Raw genomic sequence first — 21,962 nt, forward strand, 5'->3', positions numbered from 1 at the left:
GTGATGGAATAGGGCCCCTGCCTCCCATGATCTCGATGGGAGGCAGGGGCTTTTTGCCTCCGGCGATAAGAGAAACGGTCTCTCAGATAGTTATTCTTCATTCGCGCGAGTTACGGTTAGAATCCTCTACGGGAAGATCGCGATGCTTGAAGAGGTTGCGAAATTATTTGAAAGTTATCGGTAACGATTTACTTTACCGGGTTGAGGTAGCTGACTCATGGAGAAGCAATATATTCTCGCGCTCGATCAGGGAACGACGAGTTCGCGGGCGATGGTGATCGATGGTGCGGGCAATGTGATCTCCATCAGGCAGCGTCCTTTCAAGCAGATCTTTCCCAAGCCGGGCTGGGTGGAGCACTCCCCTACCGAGATTTGGTCTACGCAAAGCGGCGTAGCTACCGAGGCGCTGGCGGCGGCAGACCTGACGGAACGCAATATTGCGGCCATCGGAATTACGAACCAGCGCGAGACGACAGTGTTGTGGGACCGCGAGACAGGCGAGCCGGTCCATAACGCGATTGTGTGGCAGGATCGCCGGACCGCCGAATTTTGCGATGGCTTGCGGAACCATGGCAATGCGGAAATGATTCAGGCCAAGACCGGCCTGTTGCCGGATGCTTATTTTTCCGGCAGCAAATTGAACTGGCTTTTGAATAACGTTCCCGGTGCGCGGGAACGGGCAGAGGCAGGAAAGCTGGCGTTCGGCACAGTCGATAGCTGGCTGATATGGAAGCTGACACAAGGTGAGAGGCACGTTACCGACGCGACGAACGCCTCGCGGACGATGCTCTTCAATATTCATACGCTGGAATGGGACGAGGAGCTGTTGAAGCTGCTGGATATTCCGCGGTCGGTGCTGCCGGAGGTGGTTGCGTCGAGCGGACATTGCGGCACGACGAAGGGAATCCTGCACGGCATCTCCATTGCCGGAATTGCTGGAGACCAACAGGCGGCGCTGTTTGGACAGATGTGCAGTGAGCCGGGGATGGCGAAGTGTACCTTCGGCACGGGCAGCTTCATGCTGATGAACACCGGCACGAAGCCCATGATCTCGCAAAATAAGTTGCTGACCACGATTGCATGGAAGATCGGCGACACCGTGGAGTATGCGCTCGAAGGAAGCATGTTGATGGCCGGCGCGGTGGTGCAATGGCTGCGAGATGAGTTGCAGATGATTCGGACTTCGGCAGAGATTGAGGAATTGGCTGCTTCGGTTACGAGTACGAATGGAGTCGTGCTGGTTCCTGCATTCGCCGGGCTGGGCGCTCCGCACTGGGACCAGTATGCGCGTGGCGCACTGCTGGGAATGACGCGAGGGACTTCGCGGGCACATATTGCAAGGGCCGCGCTGGAAGGAATTGCGTTGCAGGCCATGGACGTTCTGGAGGCGATGCAGACGGACTCGGGCCTGCCGCTGGCACAGTTGCGAGTGGATGGCGGAGCATCGGCGAATAATCTGCTGATGCAGATTCAGTCGGACGTGCTGGGGATCGATGTTGTTCGACCGAAGAATGCCGAGGCTACTGTACTGGGCGCGGCGTATCTTGCCGGCTTGGCCGTGGGATATTGGCCGGATAAAGAGACCATAGCGCGGCAGTGGCAGATGGATCGCGTGTTCAAACCGCAGATCGATGCCGAGGCGAGACGCAAGGTCAAGGCTACCTGGCACAGAGCCTTGGATCGTGCACGAAATTGGGCGGGGGAGACACAGGATTGAGCGAGAGATCTGAAATATTACACCGGCTTGGAGAGCAGGGTGAGCCGTGGGATGTAGTGGTGATCGGCGGCGGCGCCAGTGGGCTGGGCGCAGCCGTGGAGGCTGCTTCGCGAGGCTACCGCACGGTGCTGGTAGAGCGGTTTGATTTTGCCAAGGGAACCTCGAGTCGCAGTACCAAGTTAGTGCATGGCGGCGTGCGGTATCTGGAGCAGTTCAACATCACGCTGGTGATGGATGCTCTGCGGGAGCGGGGACACATGCTGCGGAATGCGCCGCACCTCGTCCATAATTTGCAGTTCGTCGTGCCTGCGTTCGACTACTTCTCGCTTCCCTACTACGGCTTTGGGCTCAAGGTGTATGAGCGAATGTCGGGCAGGCTTTCGCTGGGTCCCTCGAAGCTGCTTTCGCGAGAGCGGACAGTGGAGATGTTGCCGGGGATTGCCGATGCGGGACTGCGCGGGGGCATTCTGTACCACGATGGTCAGTTCGACGATGCACGATATGCGATCTCGCTGCTGCGGACGTTTCAGGATTTGGGCGGGACAGCTATTAATTATGTCGAAGCCGTGGGGCTGCTGAAACAGGGCGGGAAGATCGTTGGGATTCAGGCACGCGACTGTGAAGAGGACGTTTCGTTTGATTTGCAGGCAAAGGTTGTTGTGAATGCCAGCGGCGTCTTCACGGAAGAGGTTCTCGCCATGGACGGCGTGGCGGCGGAGTCGCTGCTTGCCGTGAGCCAGGGAACGCATTTTGTTCTGCCTCACTCCTTTCTGCCGGGCAGCACGGCGTTGATGATTCCAAAGACAGCCGATGGACGGGTGTTGTTCGCTATACCGTGGCATGAATCGACGATTGTGGGCACGACCGATGTGCCGGTCGATGGAGCTTCGGTAGAGCCGCGCTCGATGGCTTCGGAGAGAACCTTTCTGCTGGAGCATATCGCTCGTTATTTTGGGCGCAAGCCGGAGGCAGAAGAGATTCGCAGTATGTGGTCAGGGTTGCGGCCGTTGGTGCGCAAGGGCGGCGGCAAGACGTCGAAGCTCTCGCGCGACCATACGATTCTGGTCTCGAAGTCTGGGCTGGTAACAATCACAGGAGGAAAGTGGACCACCTATCGGCGCATGGGCGAGGACACGATCAACCATGCTGCCGAAGTTGCCGGACTGGCAAAGACAGCTTCGCGAACCCTGGACCTGAAGCTGCATGGATGGACGGATAGCTCCGGCGGGATGGCGGAGGCGGAGCGCGTGTATGGAGCCGATCTGCCTCTACTGCAAAGCCTGTCGGACAACGATGCGGCGCTTGCGGCGCTTTTGCATCCGCGGCTTCCGTACCGGCTGCGCGAGGTAGTTTGGGCAGTTCGCTACGAAATGGCTCGAACCGTTGAGGACGTGCTCGCACGCCGGACGCGCGCACTGTTTCTCGATGCGCAGGCGGCAATTGAAGCTGCTCCCGTGGTGGCGGACCTGCTGGCTAAAGAACTGGGGCGAAGCGAGGCATGGCGAGACAAGGATCTACAGCAGTTTGCAAATGTGGCGAACGGGTATATCTACCGGGAAGAGTAAGGTAGTCCGAAAGAAATCATCTAACTCCGGTTATTTTGCGGCTTCCAGACGGGCGCGTGACTATTTTGATTCGCCGCTCAAGGCGCGAACATGTGCGGGAAGATAGGGCCGAACCAAATATTGGTAGGCACCTCCGCCAACAACGCCCCCAATCAGCGGCCCTACAATCGGCACCCACCAGTAGTTTTGTGGCGAGGGGAAGGCAGAGTTGCCCCACCCCGTCATATAGCAGAAGAGCCTCGGGCCAAAGTCACGCGCCGGGTTGATCGCCCATGCTTCCAGATATCCCATCGATGCTCCGATCAGAGCAACAAGCAGACCGATCATGAGCGCACCGGAGTTCGCTCCCGGCGCCATCTCGTTATAGGTTTCGGTGATTGCAAAGATGCCGAAGATGAGAAAGGCGGTGAGAATGATCTGATCGCTGAAGGCGTGCATGGGCGTGATCGCCAGTCCGGGATGGGTGAAGAAGACACCTGCTGCGCCGCCGGCTGCTCGAGTGAGATGCGAGGCTTCGTTGAAATGATCGATGACCGGCGAATACAGCACGTAAACCAGCGACGCTCCCAGGACTGCGCCCACGACCTGGGCGATGCAATAAGGGATGACCTTGGCCCACTCGAATTTTCTGTAAAGGGCCAGCGCGAGCGTGACTGCCGGATTCGCGTGCGTGCCCGAAACCGATCCAGTTGCATAGATCGCAATGGTGACTGCCAGGCCCCACGCAATGCAGACACCCCAGTAGGCTCCCTGATAGGGGCTGGGCGTATAGAGCGAGTACATGCCGGCAACTGAGTCGCCGAACGCAATAATGATGAAGACGGCTATCGTCTCGGCAATGAGTTCCCCAATAAATTGTCGCTTCATCGTACTCAGCCTCTTCATCAATTTAGTTGCAAAATCTATTGCCTCTTAGACCACGCCTTCGCTCAAGACCAGAGCAACGGCGCTGCGGAGCCGGGCGGCATTGCCATCATAAGCGGGCCGCAGGACGGGAGACTTCGATAGGGAGTGCTTGCGCAACTCCGCCTCGACGATAGGACCGAAGGTATGCCAGACGCCAGTGATGTCGCCGACGACCACAATCTCCTTGGGGGCGAGCGCAGAGGCGATCATACGGATGCCGCGGCCTAGTTGGAGTGCCGTCTTTTCGAGCGCACTGACGGCCTTTTTGTTTCCGCTCTGCGCCAGCTTCAGTACATGATCGAAGCTGTCCGCCGGGGCAGAGGGCGAGAGGTCGTTATAGTAGCGCAGCGCGGCTCGATTGGAAGCCAGCGTCTCCCAGCAGCCATGATTGCCGCAGGCGCAGAGTGGGCCGTCGGGGTCGATCTGAACGTGGCCGAACTCACCGGCCATGCCGTTATCGCCGCGAAGAAGCTGACCGTTGGCGAAGATGCCGGTGCCGATCCCCTCGGAGACATTGACGACGACGAGATCGTGCATGCCATCGCTATCGCCGAACCAGACTTCGGACAGAGCGCAGGCGTTGGCCACGTTGTCCATCTCGACGCGCAGGCCGGTGGCGCGCTGGATGCGGGACTTAATGCTGAGGACAGGCCAGTTGAGGTTCGGCGCAAAGATGAGTTTTTGCAGGTGCAGGTCGGTACGGCCAGGAAGACTGATGCCGATGCCGTCGAAGGACTTGTCCTTGTGCGCGGCGATGAGCTTGCGGATGCCGGAGACGATGGCAGTGAGCGCCTTACCCGCATCCGAGGGCAGGACGATGACGTTCTGCGCAATGATCTTTCCGCCGAGATCGGCGACGGCAACAGTGGTCTGCGCAGGGTGGATGTCGAGTGCGATGACGGCACGCTGGTCGTTGAGCTTGATGAGCGTGGGGCGGCGACCGCGGGGAAGACGACCGGTGGCGCCTTCCAATATCCAGTGGTCAGCGATAAGTTCTTCGACGATGAGGGAGACGGTGCTGCGCTGGAGTCCGGAGAGCCGCGCGAGATCGGCACGAGAGACCGATGGACGCGTGCGAATGAAGTTGAACAGCAGGTTCCGGTTGATCTGGCGAGGCGTTTTGTTGGAGGCGGTCTGTTTGCCGGCAAAGATAAAGTGCTGCATAGTTAGATTGATTTCCGCCCAGATGTGGCCACCGTCATAGACCAGCGATCTGTTCATTCACAGTGATTCGTCGACGAATTTTGTGTGTAGCCTTTATACCATCGGAATTCAGCATTTCTCCATTCAGATCAAGGTAAATGGCAGATATGCGGGGACCTGACGCCATGAGGCAGCGGAACGACGAATGGGGTTCGGCTGAGATAGCCCCGAACCCCATTTTGACGTGATCTAAAGATGCAGATCTGACCACAATCTAGAGAGTTCCTGAATTCTGAAGAGCTGCCTTCATGCCCGCCCAACTGATGCGGGTGGACTCTTCGTGTGTAGCGGCGCCATGCCAATGCGTCTCCAGGCTGACGGCCCCATGGTAGCCAATGTTTTTGAGATCGCGGAACTGCGCTGTCCAATCGATGAAGCCCTTGTCGACGGGAGACCAGGCGATCTTCCCGTCCGGCCCCTTCACTGCGTTCTTAACATGGCAGTGGAGTATGCGATGCTTTGGCAAGAGATTCCAGCCGGTCGGAAAGGCATCGAGCTCGCCGCGCATCACTGCGTTGGCCGGGTCCCAGTTCAATCCGAAGTGCGGAGACGGAACTGCGGCGAGAGTCCGTGCGGCCTCAGGTGCGGTGGCCGTGTTGCATTCAAACTCGTTCTCGATGACGAGCAGCAGACCGTTCTTACCGCAGGTCTCAGCCGCCTTCTTCAACTGATCGTCGATCGCGGCACGATGAGGCTTCACATCATCAAGCCTCCAGAAATCGAAACAACGGATCTTGTCGGTTTTGAAGCGCTTCGCCAGGGTAATGTATTTGTCGAGGAGTTCCCCCTGTTGCTTGAAGCTGTCATTGGCGCCAAAGTCGTGCTTTGGACTAAATGAAGATTTTGGCGCTTCAGGCCAGTCGACCTTGAAGACCGGGCTACCCATATCAGTGACGCGAAGGCTGTATTTGGCAAGAATCTTCTCGGCGTCGACAAGCTGAGCATCGGAGAGATCATGCAGGCCCTTGCCCCACATGCTGCGCAGCTCCACCCATTGCAGACCGAAGTCTTTGGAGATGACGGAACAGGCGTGATCGAAGTCCGGCGAAATCTCATCGCTGATGACGCCAATCTTGAATGGTGATTTCGGCACCAAGGCAAAGAGTGGCTGCGCTGCACAGGCCGCAGCGGCGATGCCTGCTCCGGCGAGAAAATTACGTCGTGAAAAAACTTCCATGATTGATCCCCTTCTACTCTTCTGATTCGGTTTGAATCCATTAGTTTGCTCAAGCTGGAGAGGCCGGACGCTCTTGAGAAGAACGCCCGGCCCTTCGCCGATCTGCATGCTCGGATAATTCTAGAACGAGATTCGTGCCGACGTTGCCGCTCGCGTTCGAGACAGACTGATGAGCGATGATCATCTTCGATTCAGTAGCAGTAACATTTTGCATCAGCAACAGATGCGCCAGTGCTATCGGTAATAGTGCCCGACAGGGTAGCGTTGACGGCCTGCCCAAACATGAAATTCGTGGAACTCAGCACAAGAATGACAAAAATTTTATTGCGAACCATGTGAACCTCCAGGAGTGGTGCATCACTTCACGGTCAAGCAGGTTATTGTTCGCAGAACGAACGAAACGGTATCAGCGCGGCCTGAAAATAGCAACAGAAAATACTAAAAAATTATTGAGCGATTCGGCTTCGTTTGAAATGGCGCTGGACTAGCCCACATAAGCGGAGGTAGGATGCCCAGCATGAGCCTTTCAATGTCCCGCCGTAACCTGTTGCGTGGAGGTACGATGCTGAGCGCCTCGGCCTTTCTTTCTAACCCTGGCTTCGCTTTCGCAGGCGAGAACAAATCAGCCTCCTCCTCTCCGATACGGTTGGGAATCGCCAGCTACACCTTCAGAAATTTCGACCAGGCCCACCTGATCGATTTCATGAAGCAGCTCAAGACGGCTTATTTGAACCTGAAAGACACCCATCTCCCCATGACTCCTCTGGACCAGGTGGCCACCAAGGCAGCCGAGTACAGAGCAGCCGGAATGACTTTGACTGCACTTGGAACAATTTATTTCCCAAAAGACGACGATGATGATATCCGCGCAAAATTTGAGTATTGCAAAGCTGCCGGTGTATCTCTCATCGTTGGCGCTCCGACACATGAGACGCTGCCGCGAGTAGAAAAATTTGTGAAGGAGTACAACATTCGCGTGGGCATCCACAATCATGGACCGGAGGACAAACAGTGGCCTTCCCCATTGACGGTGCTCGATGCGGTGAAAGATATGGACCCGCGCATGGGCTGCTGCATCGATGTAGGTCACACGATGCGTACCGGAACCGATGTTGTTGACGCAATTCGCAAAGCGGGGCCGCGCCTATTTGATATCCACATGAAAGATCTCGCCCAGAGCAACGTGAAGGAGAGCCAAGTAGCAGTGGGCGATGGGCTGATGCCGGTACCGCAGATATTCAAGGCACTGATTGAAATGCGCTATCCCGGACAGGTCGACTTGGAGTACGAGATCTTCCCGTCTGATCCGCTGCCTGGAGTCATCAAGAGCTTCGCTTATATGCGCGGAGTGCTTGCCGGCATGGGCTATAAGGGGTAGGGCTTGCATCTATTCTGGACGCAGCGTGATGCCTTCTAAACCGATATAGCTGCCAATTAGTGCGTGGTTGCTACTTTTAAAGATGCGGTCGCCAGAATGTATCCAGGAGAACTTCGGATACGAAACCTGGCGACCGCATCAGTTTTACTTCGATATGCGCAGAAAGAGAACGCCGTGCCCCGGCACCGTTACCGTATAGGGCTCGCGAATGGTCCCAAGGTCCTTTGACAACCAAAGGTCTTTTGCCTTAACTGCGTGGCCGAATCCAAGCTTGCCGAAATCTACTTGTGTGGTCAATGGAGAGGGTGCCCGATTGAAGATGCCGACAGCCTTCGAACCATCCGCCAAAGGCTTGGCCCATATTTCAATGGGGCCTTCAGCACTGACACGGTCGCCTTGCTTCCCTGCCGAATCCTGATCGACGGCAATCACATCTCGATTCGTCAGAATCCCAATGGTCTCAGGCGTCATGGTCGTCAGATCGTTGCCTGCCAGCAAAGGCGCGGCAAGAATAGCCCACAGCGCCATGTGCGTGCGGTATTCATCCGCCGTCATACCTCCATTACCAACCTCCAGCATGTCAGGATCATTCCAATGGCCAGGGCCGGCAAAACGGGACAGCCCAGCCTGACCGAAACCAATCTCTGCCATGCGGGAGTAATGGTCGTTGATGTCTCCTGTCGTGCGCCAGAGATTGCCGCCGACGTTCGTGCCCCATCGCCAGACCGCATCGTCGCCATATTGGCAAAGGCTGTACACGATGGGCCGATCGGTACTGCGTAGAGCATCGCGCATCTTTATATAGGAGTCCACCATGATCTTATTGGCAGCCTCAGGAGTCGGAGCAGCACGCATCTGGTCGCGCAGGCCGCACAGATCGTACTTCAGATAATCAATCCCCCATGCCGCGTAGGTTTGCGCATCCTGCAATTCATGCCAATAGCTCCCCTCGAACTTCGCGCAGGTGGTTGTCCCCGGCGAAGAGTAAATGCCGAGCTTCAGCCCCTTGCTATGAACGAAGTCAGCCAGTGCCTTCATATCAGGAAATCTGTCGTTCGGATGGATGATGCCCTGCGCGTCGCGCGTACCCTGCCAGGTATCGTCAATGTTCATATAGGTATAGCCCGCATCGCGCATACCACTTGAGACCATGGCCTCTGCCTGCGCACGAATGGTTGCGTCATCAATCTTGCGATGAAAATGATTCCAACTGTTCCATCCCATCGGTGGGTGCATGGCCAGACCATTCTGCTGCGCCGGCGCTACGCCCAAAACAAGAAAGAGAAAGGATGCGAGGGCAACACAGGCAGTCCGTATTCGTAAGAGCGTCATAAGCAAAAGACTCCGATGTGAATTCTGTCCGTTAACTGCTATGGCAAATAACTGCTATGGCAAAACAGTGAGATTTATACGTGAGTGCATGGATGGAAGGCAAATTGAAGACTTTTATCTGCAAAAATAAAATTTTATTTCCTTGATTTGTGCAGCCTGATCCACTGAACCCCAACAACGTAGGAAGACCGCCGCTTTCGGCCTCAATGGAGATATGGCTCGATCGCGAAAGTCGCACTCCTTCTGCTACAGCGCACAAATTTATCGCACAGGAAGCATACATCTCCATCGGCAAGTTATAATCACAAAAGCCGATCACACAATCGCAACAAGAGTCGGAGAGTTGGCCGAGTGGCTGAAGGCGGCGGTTTGCTAAACCGTTATAGGGTCAAAAGCTCTATCGGGGGTTCGAATCCCCCACTCTCCGCCAGAACCTTCGGCAAGCCACTCAAAATATTCGCAAACTACACAATATAAAGCGGATATTGTCAGCCTTTGTTTGTGCATACAGCGCGGGTAAAGCGGGTTAGTAAGGCCAAAGAAGCGATTTTACCTTGCTAACGCCTCGGAGCCTTACTAAGGGTGGCGAACACTCCCCATCTGTAATGGCTTCCCCCGCACGTAATAGTTTCTATAAGAGGGTGCTCGATTCAATGACTGCGACCATAGACCCCTCTGGCGTTAAGAAACCTCTTGGGAGAATGAGACGCCAAGTGCGGAACCGTTCTAGCTTACCTGCATACTGCCAAGCGCGGATGGTTGATCCCATTCGGCAGCGAGCCCGAACTCCATTTGCTGGCAAGCTACAGGCCAAAGGGCATTCGCTTCTTCTTGTTTTGTTGTGTCCCGAAAACGTAATCCCAAAATGAGGTGATCACGCCGAAGTTACTTTCATCAAGATGGTGATGCACACTGTGTGCAGCCCATCTCTTCTGCAACCATCGGAATGGGATCTGGTTGATGCGCGTCGTGTGTTCCAGATGATGAAGAGCTCCGAAGTAGCAGTATCCGGTTGCGATTCCGCAGATGAAGAAGGAAGCGGATTGAATATGGAGGGCCTTGGCTAAAAGCACCCAAACCAAGGTAAGAACCACGATGCTGGTCGGAAAGAAAAATGCCGAGTGCTTTTCGGGGTTATTGTGGTGAGCTTCGTGCAGTTGAAAGAGAACACTCCTCGGGTCATGAAGAAGCCATCGGTGGATGGAATATTCAATCAAGCTAAATACAGCCATGCCAGACAAAAAGCTGAGGATGGTGGACGGCAAGTTCCACCCATGCCGCATCCCAAAATAAGCAAATAGAAAAGGGCACATGAAGTCAGCCACGTAAGATGCCCAATAGTTGGTGCGGCTCTCTGTGACGGCCTGCGCAAGATCGCGCGCAGCACAGCCAGCCTGTTCAATTCTCGTAGCTATGCTTCGCTTAGGTACAACTTCGATCATCCCGCTTTTCCTCTTTGGAGTGACGTGGCCGTGCTTCCCAGATGATGGCGGCCAGAACGGTGCCTTAAGTTTCACGGTCCGTACTCTTCCGAATCGCGCCCGGGCGATGTGCAGTTCAGACGGAACAACTCAATGCCCTCTCTTTAGACGTATCCCGACCTCAATCATTGTAACCACACCGTCGCCGACCCTATGTATCACCGTAGACAAAGCGACAACACGGTGTCCTATATGTGGCCGCCCCGCGGAATGGAGCGTTTTGGTTTGGTCGCGTCTTCAGGTGCTCAACGCCTCCGGCCCGAAGGGAGCCATAGCAAATCAGAACTCGAGCCGGCGAATTGGCTCCTGAATCCAAGTATAGACATCCAATTCTCTTACTAGTTAGAGGATTGGCGAGCGAGTTCGCGATCCAAGGTCTTGAGCTGGACTGGGCCGGAGCATGTTGGGACAGATACTTCCACATCTTCGCTCGTGCGGGATTTCAATGCTCAGCAGAACAGATGTTGTTGGTGAAATAGAAAATCTCGACCGTAACGAGGACTGGTCAGAGTGTTCGTCCTGCTGGAAATAACGCAGTTGGGTTGGCCCACTGCGTTATTTCCAGCGACATCACAGGTTCTATGGCCGAAATTCTGCGACTAATATCCGTTGGGACATAAATGAACTACCTATGCGAGATGGAAGTGCTGGTTGACCGCCTTTCCAAACAGGCATGGGGGCGGGTTAGAAGACGTACTTAAGGGAAAACTGAGCGATACGGGGATCACCCTGGGTGGAAGTGATCGTGCCGAAGCTCGAATTAGTAAAGGTAGTGTTGGGGTTGGCGAGCTGAGTGTGGTTAAGGACATTGAAGTACTCGGCGCGGAAGTCCAGCGTTGTTTCACGGTAGATGGGAAAGGAACGGATGATGGCGGCGTCCCAGTCGGTAAGAGAAGGGCCGCGGAAGGTGCCCTTGATTATGTTGCCGAAGCCGGTTCCGGGGCCACTGTTAACAGGCGCCGAGAAAGCAGCGTCATTCAGCCAGTTGACGCAGGATTTGCCGGCGCCGCAGTGACCTCCTCCGACGACGTTGTTGTAAGCCGCCTTGGTAAAGTCGCGGTTGGGGCGGTCCTGGGTGAGGCCGGTGAGGGAGACGTCACTTCCCATATAAGGAGTGAGGACGTCGCCGGAGCGGAAGCGGACAAGCCCGGTAGTGCGCCAGCCGTTCACAAGGTAGTTGACCGCACGGAAGTCTGAATGCAGCTTGTGGAAGTTATAGACGTAGGACGCCGAAACGACCTGAGTATGGTCGATATCGGAGAGGCCACGGTCGAGGGCCTTGATGTCAGAGACGTAAGCCGCGGCGGGGATGTTGACTGCGTTGGACGGGTAGAGCGGGTAGACATAGGACTCCCCGGGGTTGACGTCTTCGGTATTGGAGATGCGGGTAGCCTGGGGCATGTCATCGTAAGACTTGGAGAAGGTGTAGTTGAACAGGACCGAGAAGTCGCGCGTCATGCTCTTCTGAAGCGTGGCCTGCAGCGAGTTGTAGTGAGCATTGCCGATCATCGCGGTTTCAACGATCTGCGAGTAGTCCGTGGCACAACCGGCGGAGGTGGTGCAGGGTCCAACGACAGGCGCGGTGTTATAAACGCGGCGGGCATTGGTGCTGAGGCCGGAGCCGGTGTTGACGGCGGGGTTGAGCTCCAGGTTCACGAGCTGGTGATGGGAGGTGGAACCGACGTAGGCCAGGCGCATCGACCAGCTCGGGGCAAGCTGCTGCTCGACGATCAGGTTGAAGTCATTGGTAACCGGAACCTGAAAGTTGCCGGAGGGATCGTATTCCGCGACCTGGAAGGCGTTGGGGAAGACTTTATCCTTCGGGAATGGCAGGGTGAAAGGGAAGGGGTTGGATACCGCGCCAACTGAACATCCAGTGCAGTAGGGGTTGCTGAAGGGACCACCGGGGTTGGCGCCTGCCACGGTCCCGTACATGCCGGGGTTAGTAAGCGCGAGCGAGATGGTGTTGGGGACGAAGCTGCCTTGGGTAAGATTGAAAAATGCAGGCAGGCGATCCTGGTAGAAGATGCCGAAGCCACCGCGGATGGCGGTTTTTCCGTCACCAAAGACGTCATAGGCGAAGCCGACGCGAGGCATGAACTGGGTATATTTATTGCGGACGCCATTGTGGGGGATGCCGGCGTCACCGCTGACAAGCAAGCCGGCAGGAAGGTTCGTATAGACCTGCGATGTTTGGCCGGCAGCATAGGCCGAAGGACGCATCTCGGTCATGAGGTTGTGGCGATCGGTCCAGGGGGCAAAGGACTCCCAGCGCACGCCGTAGTTAAGCTGCAGGCGGCGGGTAGCTTTCCAACTGTCCTGAGCATAGATTCCAGGAAAGTGGTTACGGTCATTGACCAACTCATAGTTGCCCTGACCGAAACTACTCATAAAGCCCATGAGGTAGTTGCCGTAGGCATTCGGGTAGGAGTAGGTGTTTGAGCCGATCTTGTTCGTGACGCTGTTGAAGCCGAAGGCTCCGTACGACGTGTAGACATTGGTGACGTCGACCTTGGAGAGCTCGAAGTGGCCGCCAAAGGCGAAGTTGTGGCTGCCCTTGACCCAGTGAAGATCGTCGTTGAAGGAATAGTTATTGCGACCCCAGGCGGCATACGCGGAGGAACTGGCGCCGAAGTAGCCGCTGATCGTCGCCGAGAGGAAGGGACCGGTCGCGGGCTGCCAGATATTAGTGACCCCGTAGTCGGTGATGTTTGGGCTGCCTGGAGGGCCGCCGCGGAGGGCAACCTCACGCTGATAGTTGAGCACCAGCGAGTTCAGGAGGTGATCGGTGAAGACGTGAGTCTCTGATAGCAGTGCATTCTGGTAGCGAGTGTTGAAGTAAGAGGCGTAGCTCAGGAGGTTGTTGGGATTGAAGACGCCGGACTGGGTGTACCAGTCGTAGAAGTAGCGGCCGAAGAGATGATCGCGGGAGCCCAGGTCGTGATCGACGCGGGCGGTGTACTCGTCAAAGGACTGAAGGACGGGTTTGGAGTAGTTGACAAGGTTCCCGATGAGGCCGGCACCGGCATCGGAGGTTGCGGTGGGAAAGTGCGACTGGTAGTTGACCGAGGCCGGATCGAAGGCCGACTGCGGGATGTGGTTGAACGGGTAGATGACATTGGTGAAGGGATTGCGGACCTGCTGGCTGGCAGTGATGCAGGTTCCGCTGCCATCGAAGCCAGCCTTACAGAGATTGCCGAGGTCGGCATAAGCAGCCAGATCGCCCGAGGGGGTGCGGCCTTCTTCCGCAAGCGTGGGAACCGTGCTGCTGGCCGTAGAGATCTGGTTGGCGATCGTGTGCTGATAACCAAAGAAAAACTGGGTAGTTTTGCCCGTGGAGAGATGCGGGATGATGACAGGGCCGCCAATCGTGCCGCCGAACTGGTGACGATGGAGGTTGTCGGCAACGGTAGCGAAGTAGGGACGTGCGTTGAAGTAGCCGTTACGGAAGAATTCAAACGCGGAGCCATGGAATTGCGAGGTCCCGGCCTTAGTGACGATGTTGACGACAGCACCAGCACTCTGGCCGAACTGAGCGTCGTAGTTGCTCGTCTGGATGCTGAACTCCTGCACGGCATCGGGCATGGGAAAGGGGGCGTTGACATTCGTGAGTTCGTCAACGTTGTTGCCACCGTCGAGCAGGTAGTTGGACTGATTCGGCAGGGTGCCATTCGAAGTGATGACCACGGCCGCGGGAAAAGTCTTGCCGTTGCCCTGGTTAACGCCGTTGCCTTCGTTGGTGGCATCTCCTACGCCGGCGACGAGAGTCATGAGCGAGGCAGCATTGCGGCCATTGAGCGGCAGGTCGACGACGCGCTCGTGGTCGATGACCTGCGACAGGGTGCCGGTGGTGGTGTCGACCTGAGGCGGTGCGGTCGAGACGTCAATGGTCTGAGTGGCGGCCCCAACGGCAAGCTTCGGATTGACGGTCAGAGACTGGTTGGCTTGAAGAACGGCCTTCTGATCATAAAGCTGGAACCCTGACGCAGTGACCTTGAAGTCATAGCTGGCGGGCGGGAGCGCGGTGAAGACGAACGTGCCGTTCTGGCTGGACGTGACCGTGGTTTCGTGACCGGTGTCGACCTGGGTAGCGGTTACGCTGGCACTGGCGATGGCAGCACCGGAGGGGTCTGTCACTATTCCGGAGACCGAGCCATAGCCCTGCGCGAGTACATGGGAGACGGACAAGGTGAAGAAGGCCAGGATTACCAAAAGAGAACATAGCCATGGATGTTCCTGCTGCGGAATAAGTCTTGGTATGGATTTCATGATGTGGGCACTGTAGCTGCCATATTTCGCGACTGTCAAGAGGAAGCAGAAAAACCGGAGGGGCTGAGAGCTATCTGCAAGAAAATAAAAGGTGAGCTTCCGCGCAATGGGCAGGTTCTTGGAAGCCTCTGTGAGCCATGTTCCTGATTTGGCAAAAAAAGCGGCGGCATCCATCGAGAATGCCGCCGCCCAATCTTCATCGATTGCTGTCGGTTAGAAAAGAAGCTTCAGCGAGAACTGCATCTGTCTCGGAAAGTTCTGCTGCGTCGAGCCGACCGTTCCATAGCCCGACCACGCTCCCGGCTGGTTTGGATCAGCCACGCTGGTAACACGGACAGGCGCCTGTTCCGGTGAACCAGTGTTTGGTCCGCCGAAGATTGGCGTGTTCGTAGCGTTGTAGACCTCTGCCTTGAACTCCAGCTTCGCGGCTTCAGTGATGGAGAACTTCTTCCCCAATCCCAGTGCCGTCTGCCCCGCGTTCGGGTTCCGCAGCTTCGTCGTAACCGGCAACTGCGTCACCGCCGTATACTCCGGGAACGTTGTGAAGCATTGGTTCTCGCTGTTGTTCAGGTAGCTTTTATACGACCGATGCGCTGGCCGCTCGTTGTACTGGCCGCAGGTGTATATATCGTTGTTGGGGAAGCCGGCAGGTGTACCGCCGGCGTTGGTGAACGTCCAATCCAGTTGCCAACCATTCACTACCTCGCCCAACACCCCATGCGCGTTAGCCAGGTAGGCTCCACCACGTCCGATCGGCAGACCATACACCCCGCTGAACGCAAAGTCCCACGGACGGTCGCTGGGATCGACCGCGTTGTACGGCTTGGCATCGACGAGACCGGCACCATTGTTGTTGAGCAAGCCGGTGGCCGACATTAGCCGCGACCAGGTGAACGACCCCAGGAAGCTGAGCCCGTTGCCGAAAGCGCGCCCATGAGAGAAGCGCTTCTCCAGCTTTGCCAGCATGGCGTTGTAGTGGCTGAAGCCGCCCGCATTGGTGTAAACGTACAGATTGCCATCAAATTGCGGATAGGGCACCATCAGGTACTTCGCCTGGATGGTGGGATTTTGCCCAAGCGAAACCGTCTTCGGCAGCACCCCATAGAACGGGTTCGTTACCTGCTGATCGAGATAGTTGGGGTCGTCGTGTCCCTTCTGGAAGTCTGATGCGCTGATCCCATTTATCTGCAAAGAGTCCCGCAGCCGTGTGGTATGCGCTCCCAGGTAAGCGAGATTACCCACCATCCCAAAGGGCATCTGCACCTCGAACCCAAGGGTGAACTGCTGCACAATTGGAATCTTGCGATCGCGCTGATCGATTCCAAAACCCTGGCCTACCAGCGCCAACGCTCCTTGTGAGGTGCCTGGAGGAGTGGCGTATCCATTCGGAAACGGGGTGCCGCTGCGGAAGTCAGTTGCCGGATGCAGACCTCCGTCCGGAGTTGAGTTGTAGCCTGTGTCCTGGGTAAACGCAGACGCTCCGCCCAATTCGATCCCGAACGCCTTCGAGATGGTATATCCCCCATGAAAGACGATGAAGCGGTTCGGGGCAAAAGAAAGGCCGAGCTTCGGCTGCCAGTACGCACTATGTTCGTCATACGCCGGAAGTTTACTGCTGGCAAACTGCGCTGCGCCAAGAATAGGATTGACCATCGTCGCTCCATTGGGCAGCACATTGCCCGCCGGATAGTTGATCATGCCTGAGATTGGGTTTGAGCACGTCAGACAAATTCCTGCCAGCAGGCGATTATGCCGCTCTGTGGGTGACAGTTCGTCGTCCCATCGCAGACCCGCGTTGATGGCTAACTTGTCGTTGACCTTCCAGTCGTCCTGCACGAAGAAGCCATAGTACCTGTATGACTCATAGGGTGCGAACCCGTAGTGCACATTGCCGCTGTCCGCATATCCCATCAACGTCTCAGCGATGGCAGAACCATCTTTGTTCGACTGAAACGGATTATTCTGCGTGAATCCCGTACCAAACCCGAAGGTACCATTCGGCTGACCGATCCCGCCCGAAACATCGTGATACAGCGAGAACTCACCGCCATAGTGCAGCGTGTGCCGCCCCACTGTCTGCGTGATGGATGGGCCAAGGTCATAAGTCTCGAACATAGTTGGATCGCCTTGATTTCCGACGACGGACGAATAGCCGTCGCCGAACGAAAACTCAGGAGCGTAGTCATGAGTGGTAGTCGGCAACTGCGGCATATTCAACCCCAGATCACCTGGCGTAAGTTGCGCCTGGCCTGCCGATAGGGTTCCATCCGGTGCAAGGGTGTAGTAGCGGTTGAACGAAGCTCGCACGTCCGCTACGAGCGTGTTTGAAAAGGTATGCGTCAGGTCCAACACCTGCGTTATGCCCGAGCGGTAGTTGTTGATATTGCCCTGGATCGCCGCCCCTGTAAATCCGTTGCCGTTCCGATATTCAGTTCCCGACCACCACGTGAAAAGACCATACAGCCGGGTCTTGTCGGTGAAGTTGTAGTCCACACGCGCAATCGGCATGTTGTACCGGTACCTGTCTTTTCCATTGAAAACGAAGTTGTTCTGGTACCCAGGCCGGTTCGGCGCCGGCATCAGCTTCAGGATATTCACGCCAATCGGACTGATCCGCGAAGCTGGAATCGTATTATTTGGGAAAGCCGCCCGCCCATACGTCGTGCAGCCACCACTCCCCGACGGAACCACGCAGGTAGTCGTATCCGGATCGTAGATTCCATTCGTCTTGTTGACTGCGGCAAGGTAGTTCGTCAGGTTAACATTTCCGCTGGCGTCTGGCAGCATATCTGCCGTAGGCACAGTGCCGACTATTGGTGCGGGCAGCACCTGGCGATAACCCTCGTAGCTGAAGAAGAAGAAGGCGTTGTGTTTCAGGAAGGGACCGCCGATGGTTCCTCCAAAGTCATGCTCGTTGTGAAACGACTTTGCTTCGTTCTGCTGGCTCGACTGGTAGGTGTTCGCATCGAACAGCGAGTTGCGCCACTTGTCAAACATGGTGCCATGAAAGTGAGGGGATCCGTTCTTGATAATGGTATTCACTGCGCCGCCGCCCACGCGCCCATACTGCGCGTCGAAGGTGATGGTCATTATTTTGACCTCCTGCACCGCGTCGATGGTCGGCGCGACGGTCCAGGTTCCCGCCGGTCCGCCGCCCTGTATCGAGATCGGCGCGCCATTCAGCAAAAACTGGTTCGTCGTTCCCGGCTGCCCGGTGATCGAATACGAATTCGAGGTGTCCCATGCTCGGGTTCCGGAGTAGCCGCCCGCGCCAAACTGGGTCTGCGTAAATCGCACGCCTGGCGTCAGCCCCATTAGCATGTATACCTGGTTGCCGTTCAGCGGCAAATTCTGCACCAGCTCCGGATCTATGACCGTACCGCCGGAGGCATCCGTCGTCGCCAACTGAATTGTATTGGTGGATACCGTAACGGTCTCCGACTCTCCGCCAGCGGTCAGGCCCAGGTTCAGATTAATCTTCTGCGCCACATTGAGGACCAGGCCCGGCCGCTCCTCCGTCCGAAACCCCTTGGCCTTCACCGTGACCGTATAGGTCCCTGGCTGCACGAATGGGATCACGAAATACCCCTTCGCATTCGTGGTGATCTTGTAATCCTGCTCGTTGCTCTTCGCCTCCACCGCTGCGCCATCCACAACATAGCCTTTGGCATCGGTTACATTTCCTTGAATCGTACCCCTGTATTCCTGTGCTGCCGCTGGTAGCGAAAAAGATAGCGCTACCATAAAGCAGATGACGACTGGCCCAAATATCTTCATAGAATTCCTCCAAAATACTGATAAATAAACTTGTTGGAAGACCATGGCAGAGAAGATTTCAAATCGAAGAGCAGTTCAGTGTGATAGCGCAACCACTATAACTCGTGCATAGGAGAATTGGGGAGGAAAAATTTTGCACATTTCTTTATAAGTGAACCTCTATCAAAAGGTACGACAAGTGAGGCCACACCCGCCTCACCTGTCGCGTTCAAAAACTACGTTTCCTTACTCCGAGGTAAAGGTAGAGGCTGGAAGCCCCGCGCCATTGTAGAGATTGCCGTTCGTAACACTTTCCCACCCGTAACGTACATATTCCGGGTTCTTTACCGCAGCACTCCGCACCTCAACGGAAGAGCCATCGATCTTCGCCGTAGCTGGAACAAACTGCTTGTCCGCCCCCGCAACTTCAAACCCAGCTAACTCGCCGCCCTTGGCCGTTAAGCCATTGACGTGGTCGAACCAAACGCGCATTCCGTCACCATCGCGCGTGGCCTGACGGAACATTGGCCCCGAGTAATCCACAGCCTCTCCGTAGACCATGCCGCGCGCAGCCACCGCCAATCGCGCTCCCACCGTCTGCTTGTCCGGCGGATGCACATTGTCCGGCGTGCCCACGTCCAGCGACACGGCCATCGCTGTATTGCTCACCGCCAGCGTCCGCCGCTGCTGGTCGCGCACCATTCCCCAATGCTCGCCGGGGGAATGAAAGCTGGAGATCTGCACGAAGAGAAACGGAAAGTTCCCCTCCTGCCAGTGATTGCGCCAGTCCCCAATCATCGCTGAAAAAGATCTCGCATAGAGCGGCGCGGTCGCCGGTGCGCTGTCGGTCTCGCCCTGGTACCAGATCACTCCCTTGATCGAATACGGCGTCATCGGCGCAATCATTCCGTTGAACAAAGCTGCCGGCAGCCAGGACGTCTCGTCCGGATGCCAGGAATGTTTCGGCAACGGCCGATGGGCAGCGAGCGCCGCCGCATCCTCTCGCTTCTCGGCAGCCTCCACTCTGACCGCTCTGCTCTGCTCATCCGCGAATCGCGCACGCGTCGCAAAGATCGGCATCAGCGATGCATCCGCGCCAATTCCGTCCAGGCTGATCCACGAAGCTACCGGCGTTCCGCCCCACGTCGCATCGATCAGGCCGATAGGAACGTGCTCCTTCCGGCTGATCTCCCTGCCAAAAAAGTACGCGACCGCCGAAAAACTGGCTGCCGTCTCCGGTGTGCACAGCGTCCATGTCCCATCGACGTCCTCGACCGGCACATCCGAGCTTTTATGCTCGATCCGAAGCAGCCGTACCGTGGGTACCGTGGCGTTGGCAATCTCCTCCGCACCATTTTTCAACACCGTATTGCCGCCAAAGCCCTTCAGCGGAAACTCCATGTTCGACTGGCCCGACGCAACCCACACATCCCCAATCAAAACATCCGAAACCGTCACCGTCGAGGCCGCGCCGCCTGAACTGCCCTGCGCCGTCAGCGTATACGGCCCGCCAGCCTGCTCCGGCATCAGCCACAGGTTCCACTCGCCTTCCGCATTCGCCTCCACAGAGCGCGTCTGCGCATGGAAGCGCACCGTAACCTTCTCCTCGGGCTCCGACCATCCCCACACATGAATGGGAGCCTCACGCTGCAGCACAGTATGATCGCTGAACAAATGTGGAAGACGAATCTCCGCAGCTGCACTTCCCGCGACGGGAAGAAGAAAAAACACTAAAGCCCCAACCAATTTCAGCCTCTGATTCAGCATCAAGTCCAGTCCTCTCGGAAGGTTCGCGACGAAACTCGATGGCTCGTCAACACCTCGATGACGATACCATCCCTTCGCCGCAGCCTTCCATGAAGCCGTCTTACGCCTCCATCAGTTCGTCCTCAATGGTCAGCGGATGATGTTCGTACTGGCCGCCGGTCTTGTCTCCCACCGCATGGCGCAGAAACGCCAACCCGATCAGCCCGAGCGCCAGGACACTGACTCCCGTCCACTTCCAATGGACCCACGCCACCGTTGCCAGCGCCGACCCCACCGCCGCACCGCTGAAGTAGACCGTCATATAGACCGTGTTCAGACGGCTCCGCGCCGACGCATCCAACCCGAAGATCCGCGTCTGGTTTGCCACCTGCGTCATCTGCGCGCCCATATCCAACACCACGACGCCAACGATCAGCAGAACCATATGCAGCGCCGTCGAAAGCCGCGCACTCTCCTCGCCCCACAGCAGAAGATACGAGACTGCCAGCAGCGATATCCCTACCGACACCACCCACCGCGAGCCGTGCTTATCCGACATGCGCCCCGCAATCGGAGCCACCAGCGCACCCGCGGCACCCACTACGCCAAATGTTCCGGCAACTCCCGCCCCCAGGCCATAGTGGCTATAAAGCATGAAGGCCAGTGTCGTCCAGAAGCAGCTAAACGAAGCAAACACCAGTGCCCCCAACTCGCTGGACTCGCGCAGCAGCGGCTGTGTCCGGTACAAGGTCCACAGCGATTTCATGGCATCGGCATACCGCAGCTTCTGTTTTGGCGGCAGCTTAGGCATCTTCCGCCATAGTAGCGGCACAAACGCCGCATTGATAATCGCAGCGACGATGAACACGGAACGCCAGCCGGTAATATGGCTCACCCATCCGGCGAAGGTCCGCGCCAGCAAAATGCCCAGCAACAGGCCGGTCATCACAATGCCGATCGCCCGCCCTCTCTGTTCGTCCGACACCAGGTCCGGAGCAATCGGCAACACAACGTGCGTCACCGAAGCAAAAACTCCAATCAGGGCGCTCCCTGCAATCAGCCAGCCCAGGGTCGGAGCCAGTGCCACCAGCACCAGCGCCACCGCGACAGCGGCAAACATACGCATCATCAGCGCACGCCGCTCCAGCAGATCGCCCAGCGGAACAAAGAACAGCAGCCCCAACGCGTAGCCAACCTGCGTCGCCACGGCAACAAAGCCGGTGCGCCCGGCGGCCGCCCCATAGGTATGGCCCATCTCCAGCAAAAGCGGCTGGTTGTAATACATGGTGGAGACGCCCACAGCACAGGCCAGCCCAAGAAAGGGCAGCGGCGCGCGGGATGCGGCACTGGAAGTCTTCGTCATGATTTAAGAGGCCTGACCACTAGTGTAAAACGACCCGCGCCTCAACGCTTAGGACACATTCCACGGAGG

The 21,962-nt window shown here is 56.8% G+C and carries 14 protein-coding genes and 1 tRNA gene; 6 read left to right on the plus strand and 9 right to left on the minus strand.

All coding sequences use genetic code 11. The features are described from left to right. Positions 1 to 217 precede the first annotated feature (217 nt). Both glpK and GSQ81_RS13010 read left to right on the plus strand, forming a co-directional pair. Positions 218 to 1,717 (plus strand): glycerol kinase GlpK, encoded by a 1,500-nt coding sequence (gene glpK / locus GSQ81_RS13005; RefSeq protein ID WP_158911143.1) that lies wholly within the window; start codon positions 218 to 220, stop codon positions 1,715 to 1,717. Continuing rightward, positions 1,714 to 3,282: a glycerol-3-phosphate dehydrogenase/oxidase gene (locus GSQ81_RS13010; RefSeq protein ID WP_158911144.1), complete on the plus strand. Its 1,569-nt coding sequence runs from the start codon at positions 1,714 to 1,716 to the stop codon at positions 3,280 to 3,282. Before glpK ends, GSQ81_RS13010 begins: the two co-directional genes overlap by 4 nt. Before the next feature lie 60 nt (positions 3,283 to 3,342). On the opposite strand, the gene GSQ81_RS13015 is transcribed toward GSQ81_RS13010, so the two are convergent. From GSQ81_RS13015 to GSQ81_RS13025, 3 genes are all read right to left on the minus strand, one after another. After that, a complete protein-coding gene (locus GSQ81_RS13015; protein ID WP_158911145.1) occupies positions 3,343 to 4,149 on the minus strand; it encodes an MIP/aquaporin family protein in 807 nt (268 codons plus the stop codon). A gap of 45 nt (positions 4,150 to 4,194) precedes the next feature. Then, a complete protein-coding gene (locus GSQ81_RS13020) occupies positions 4,195 to 5,409 on the minus strand; it encodes an ROK family transcriptional regulator (RefSeq protein WP_254060170.1) in 1,215 nt (404 codons plus the stop codon). A 196-nt stretch (positions 5,410 to 5,605) separates the two neighbouring features. After that, complete coding sequence (locus GSQ81_RS13025) at positions 5,606 to 6,568, minus strand: sugar phosphate isomerase/epimerase (protein ID WP_158911146.1); 963 nt, start codon at positions 6,566 to 6,568, stop codon at positions 5,606 to 5,608. 176 nt (positions 6,569 to 6,744) lie between these two features. Here GSQ81_RS13025 and GSQ81_RS13030 point away from each other — a divergent pair, with 176 nt between their 5' ends. After that, complete coding sequence (locus GSQ81_RS13030; protein WP_158911147.1) at positions 6,745 to 7,056, plus strand: hypothetical protein; 312 nt, start codon at positions 6,745 to 6,747, stop codon at positions 7,054 to 7,056. A gap of 29 nt (positions 7,057 to 7,085) precedes the next feature. After that, entirely contained in the window at positions 7,086 to 7,946 is an 861-nt protein-coding gene (locus GSQ81_RS13035) for a sugar phosphate isomerase/epimerase (protein WP_158911148.1), read from the plus strand. 144 nt (positions 7,947 to 8,090) lie between these two features. Here the strand turns inward: GSQ81_RS13035 and GSQ81_RS13040 are convergent, their stop codons facing one another. Next, complete coding sequence (locus GSQ81_RS13040) at positions 8,091 to 9,278, minus strand: glycoside hydrolase family 27 protein (RefSeq protein WP_158911149.1); 1,188 nt, start codon at positions 9,276 to 9,278, stop codon at positions 8,091 to 8,093. Positions 9,279 to 9,615: 337 nt separating this feature from the next. On the opposite strand from GSQ81_RS13040, the gene GSQ81_RS13045 reads away from it, so the two are divergent. Beyond that, positions 9,616 to 9,708, plus strand: a tRNA-Ser gene (locus GSQ81_RS13045). A gap of 373 nt (positions 9,709 to 10,081) precedes the next feature. Here GSQ81_RS13045 and GSQ81_RS13050 read toward each other — a convergent pair. Continuing rightward, a complete protein-coding gene (locus tag GSQ81_RS13050; protein WP_158911150.1) occupies positions 10,082 to 10,720 on the minus strand; it encodes a sterol desaturase family protein in 639 nt (212 codons plus the stop codon). A gap of 389 nt (positions 10,721 to 11,109) precedes the next feature. Here GSQ81_RS13050 and GSQ81_RS19815 point away from each other — a divergent pair, with 389 nt between their 5' ends. Beyond that, the gene (locus tag GSQ81_RS19815) at positions 11,110 to 11,238 is read left to right on the plus strand and encodes a DNA/RNA helicase domain-containing protein (protein WP_216846429.1); all 129 of its coding nucleotides are present in this window, start codon (positions 11,110 to 11,112) and stop codon (positions 11,236 to 11,238) included. A gap of 205 nt (positions 11,239 to 11,443) precedes the next feature. On the opposite strand, the gene GSQ81_RS13060 is transcribed toward GSQ81_RS19815, so the two are convergent. The 4 genes from GSQ81_RS13060 to GSQ81_RS13075 all read right to left on the minus strand — a co-directional run bounded on the left by GSQ81_RS13060 (position 11,444) and on the right by GSQ81_RS13075 (position 21,893). Beyond that, positions 11,444 to 15,028: a TonB-dependent receptor gene (locus tag GSQ81_RS13060; RefSeq protein WP_158911151.1), complete on the minus strand. Its 3,585-nt coding sequence runs from the start codon at positions 15,026 to 15,028 to the stop codon at positions 11,444 to 11,446. Positions 15,029 to 15,241: 213 nt separating this feature from the next. Further along, entirely contained in the window at positions 15,242 to 18,805 is a 3,564-nt protein-coding gene (locus GSQ81_RS13065) for a TonB-dependent receptor (RefSeq protein ID WP_158911152.1), read from the minus strand. A gap of 225 nt (positions 18,806 to 19,030) precedes the next feature. Continuing rightward, a complete protein-coding gene (locus tag GSQ81_RS13070; protein WP_371715332.1) occupies positions 19,031 to 20,458 on the minus strand; it encodes a sialate O-acetylesterase in 1,428 nt (475 codons plus the stop codon). Between the two features lie 193 nt (positions 20,459 to 20,651). Then, positions 20,652 to 21,893, minus strand: a complete 1,242-nt coding sequence (locus GSQ81_RS13075) for an MFS transporter (protein WP_158911154.1) — start codon at positions 21,891 to 21,893, stop codon at positions 20,652 to 20,654. Positions 21,894 to 21,962: the final 69 nt, after the last annotated feature.

It is taken from the genome of Granulicella sp. L56, from assembly GCF_009765835.1.
GTDB lineage: Bacteria > Acidobacteriota > Terriglobia > Terriglobales > Acidobacteriaceae > Edaphobacter.

Excerpts from the sequence above, each read along its gene's own strand:
- GSQ81_RS13020 (WP_254060170.1), bottom strand. The coding sequence starts at position 5,409 with ATGAACAGATCGCTGGTCTATGACGGTGGCCACATCTGGGCGGAAATC.
- GSQ81_RS13040 (WP_158911149.1), bottom strand. The coding sequence starts at position 9,278 with ATGACGCTCTTACGAATACGGACTGCCTGTGTTGCCCTCGCATCCTTT.
- GSQ81_RS13035 (WP_158911148.1), top strand. The coding sequence starts at position 7,086 with ATGAGCCTTTCAATGTCCCGCCGTAACCTGTTGCGTGGAGGTACGATG.
- GSQ81_RS13060 (WP_158911151.1), bottom strand. The coding sequence starts at position 15,028 with ATGAAATCCATACCAAGACTTATTCCGCAGCAGGAACATCCATGGCTA.
- GSQ81_RS13075 (WP_158911154.1), bottom strand. The coding sequence starts at position 21,893 with ATGACGAAGACTTCCAGTGCCGCATCCCGCGCGCCGCTGCCCTTTCTT.
- GSQ81_RS13065 (WP_158911152.1), bottom strand. The coding sequence starts at position 18,805 with ATGAAGATATTTGGGCCAGTCGTCATCTGCTTTATGGTAGCGCTATCT.
- GSQ81_RS13025 (WP_158911146.1), bottom strand. The coding sequence starts at position 6,568 with ATGGAAGTTTTTTCACGACGTAATTTTCTCGCCGGAGCAGGCATCGCC.
- GSQ81_RS13030 (WP_158911147.1), top strand. The coding sequence starts at position 6,745 with ATGATCATCTTCGATTCAGTAGCAGTAACATTTTGCATCAGCAACAGA.
- GSQ81_RS13050 (WP_158911150.1), bottom strand. The coding sequence starts at position 10,720 with ATGATCGAAGTTGTACCTAAGCGAAGCATAGCTACGAGAATTGAACAG.
- glpK (WP_158911143.1), top strand. The coding sequence starts at position 218 with ATGGAGAAGCAATATATTCTCGCGCTCGATCAGGGAACGACGAGTTCG.
- GSQ81_RS13015 (WP_158911145.1), bottom strand. The coding sequence starts at position 4,149 with ATGAAGCGACAATTTATTGGGGAACTCATTGCCGAGACGATAGCCGTC.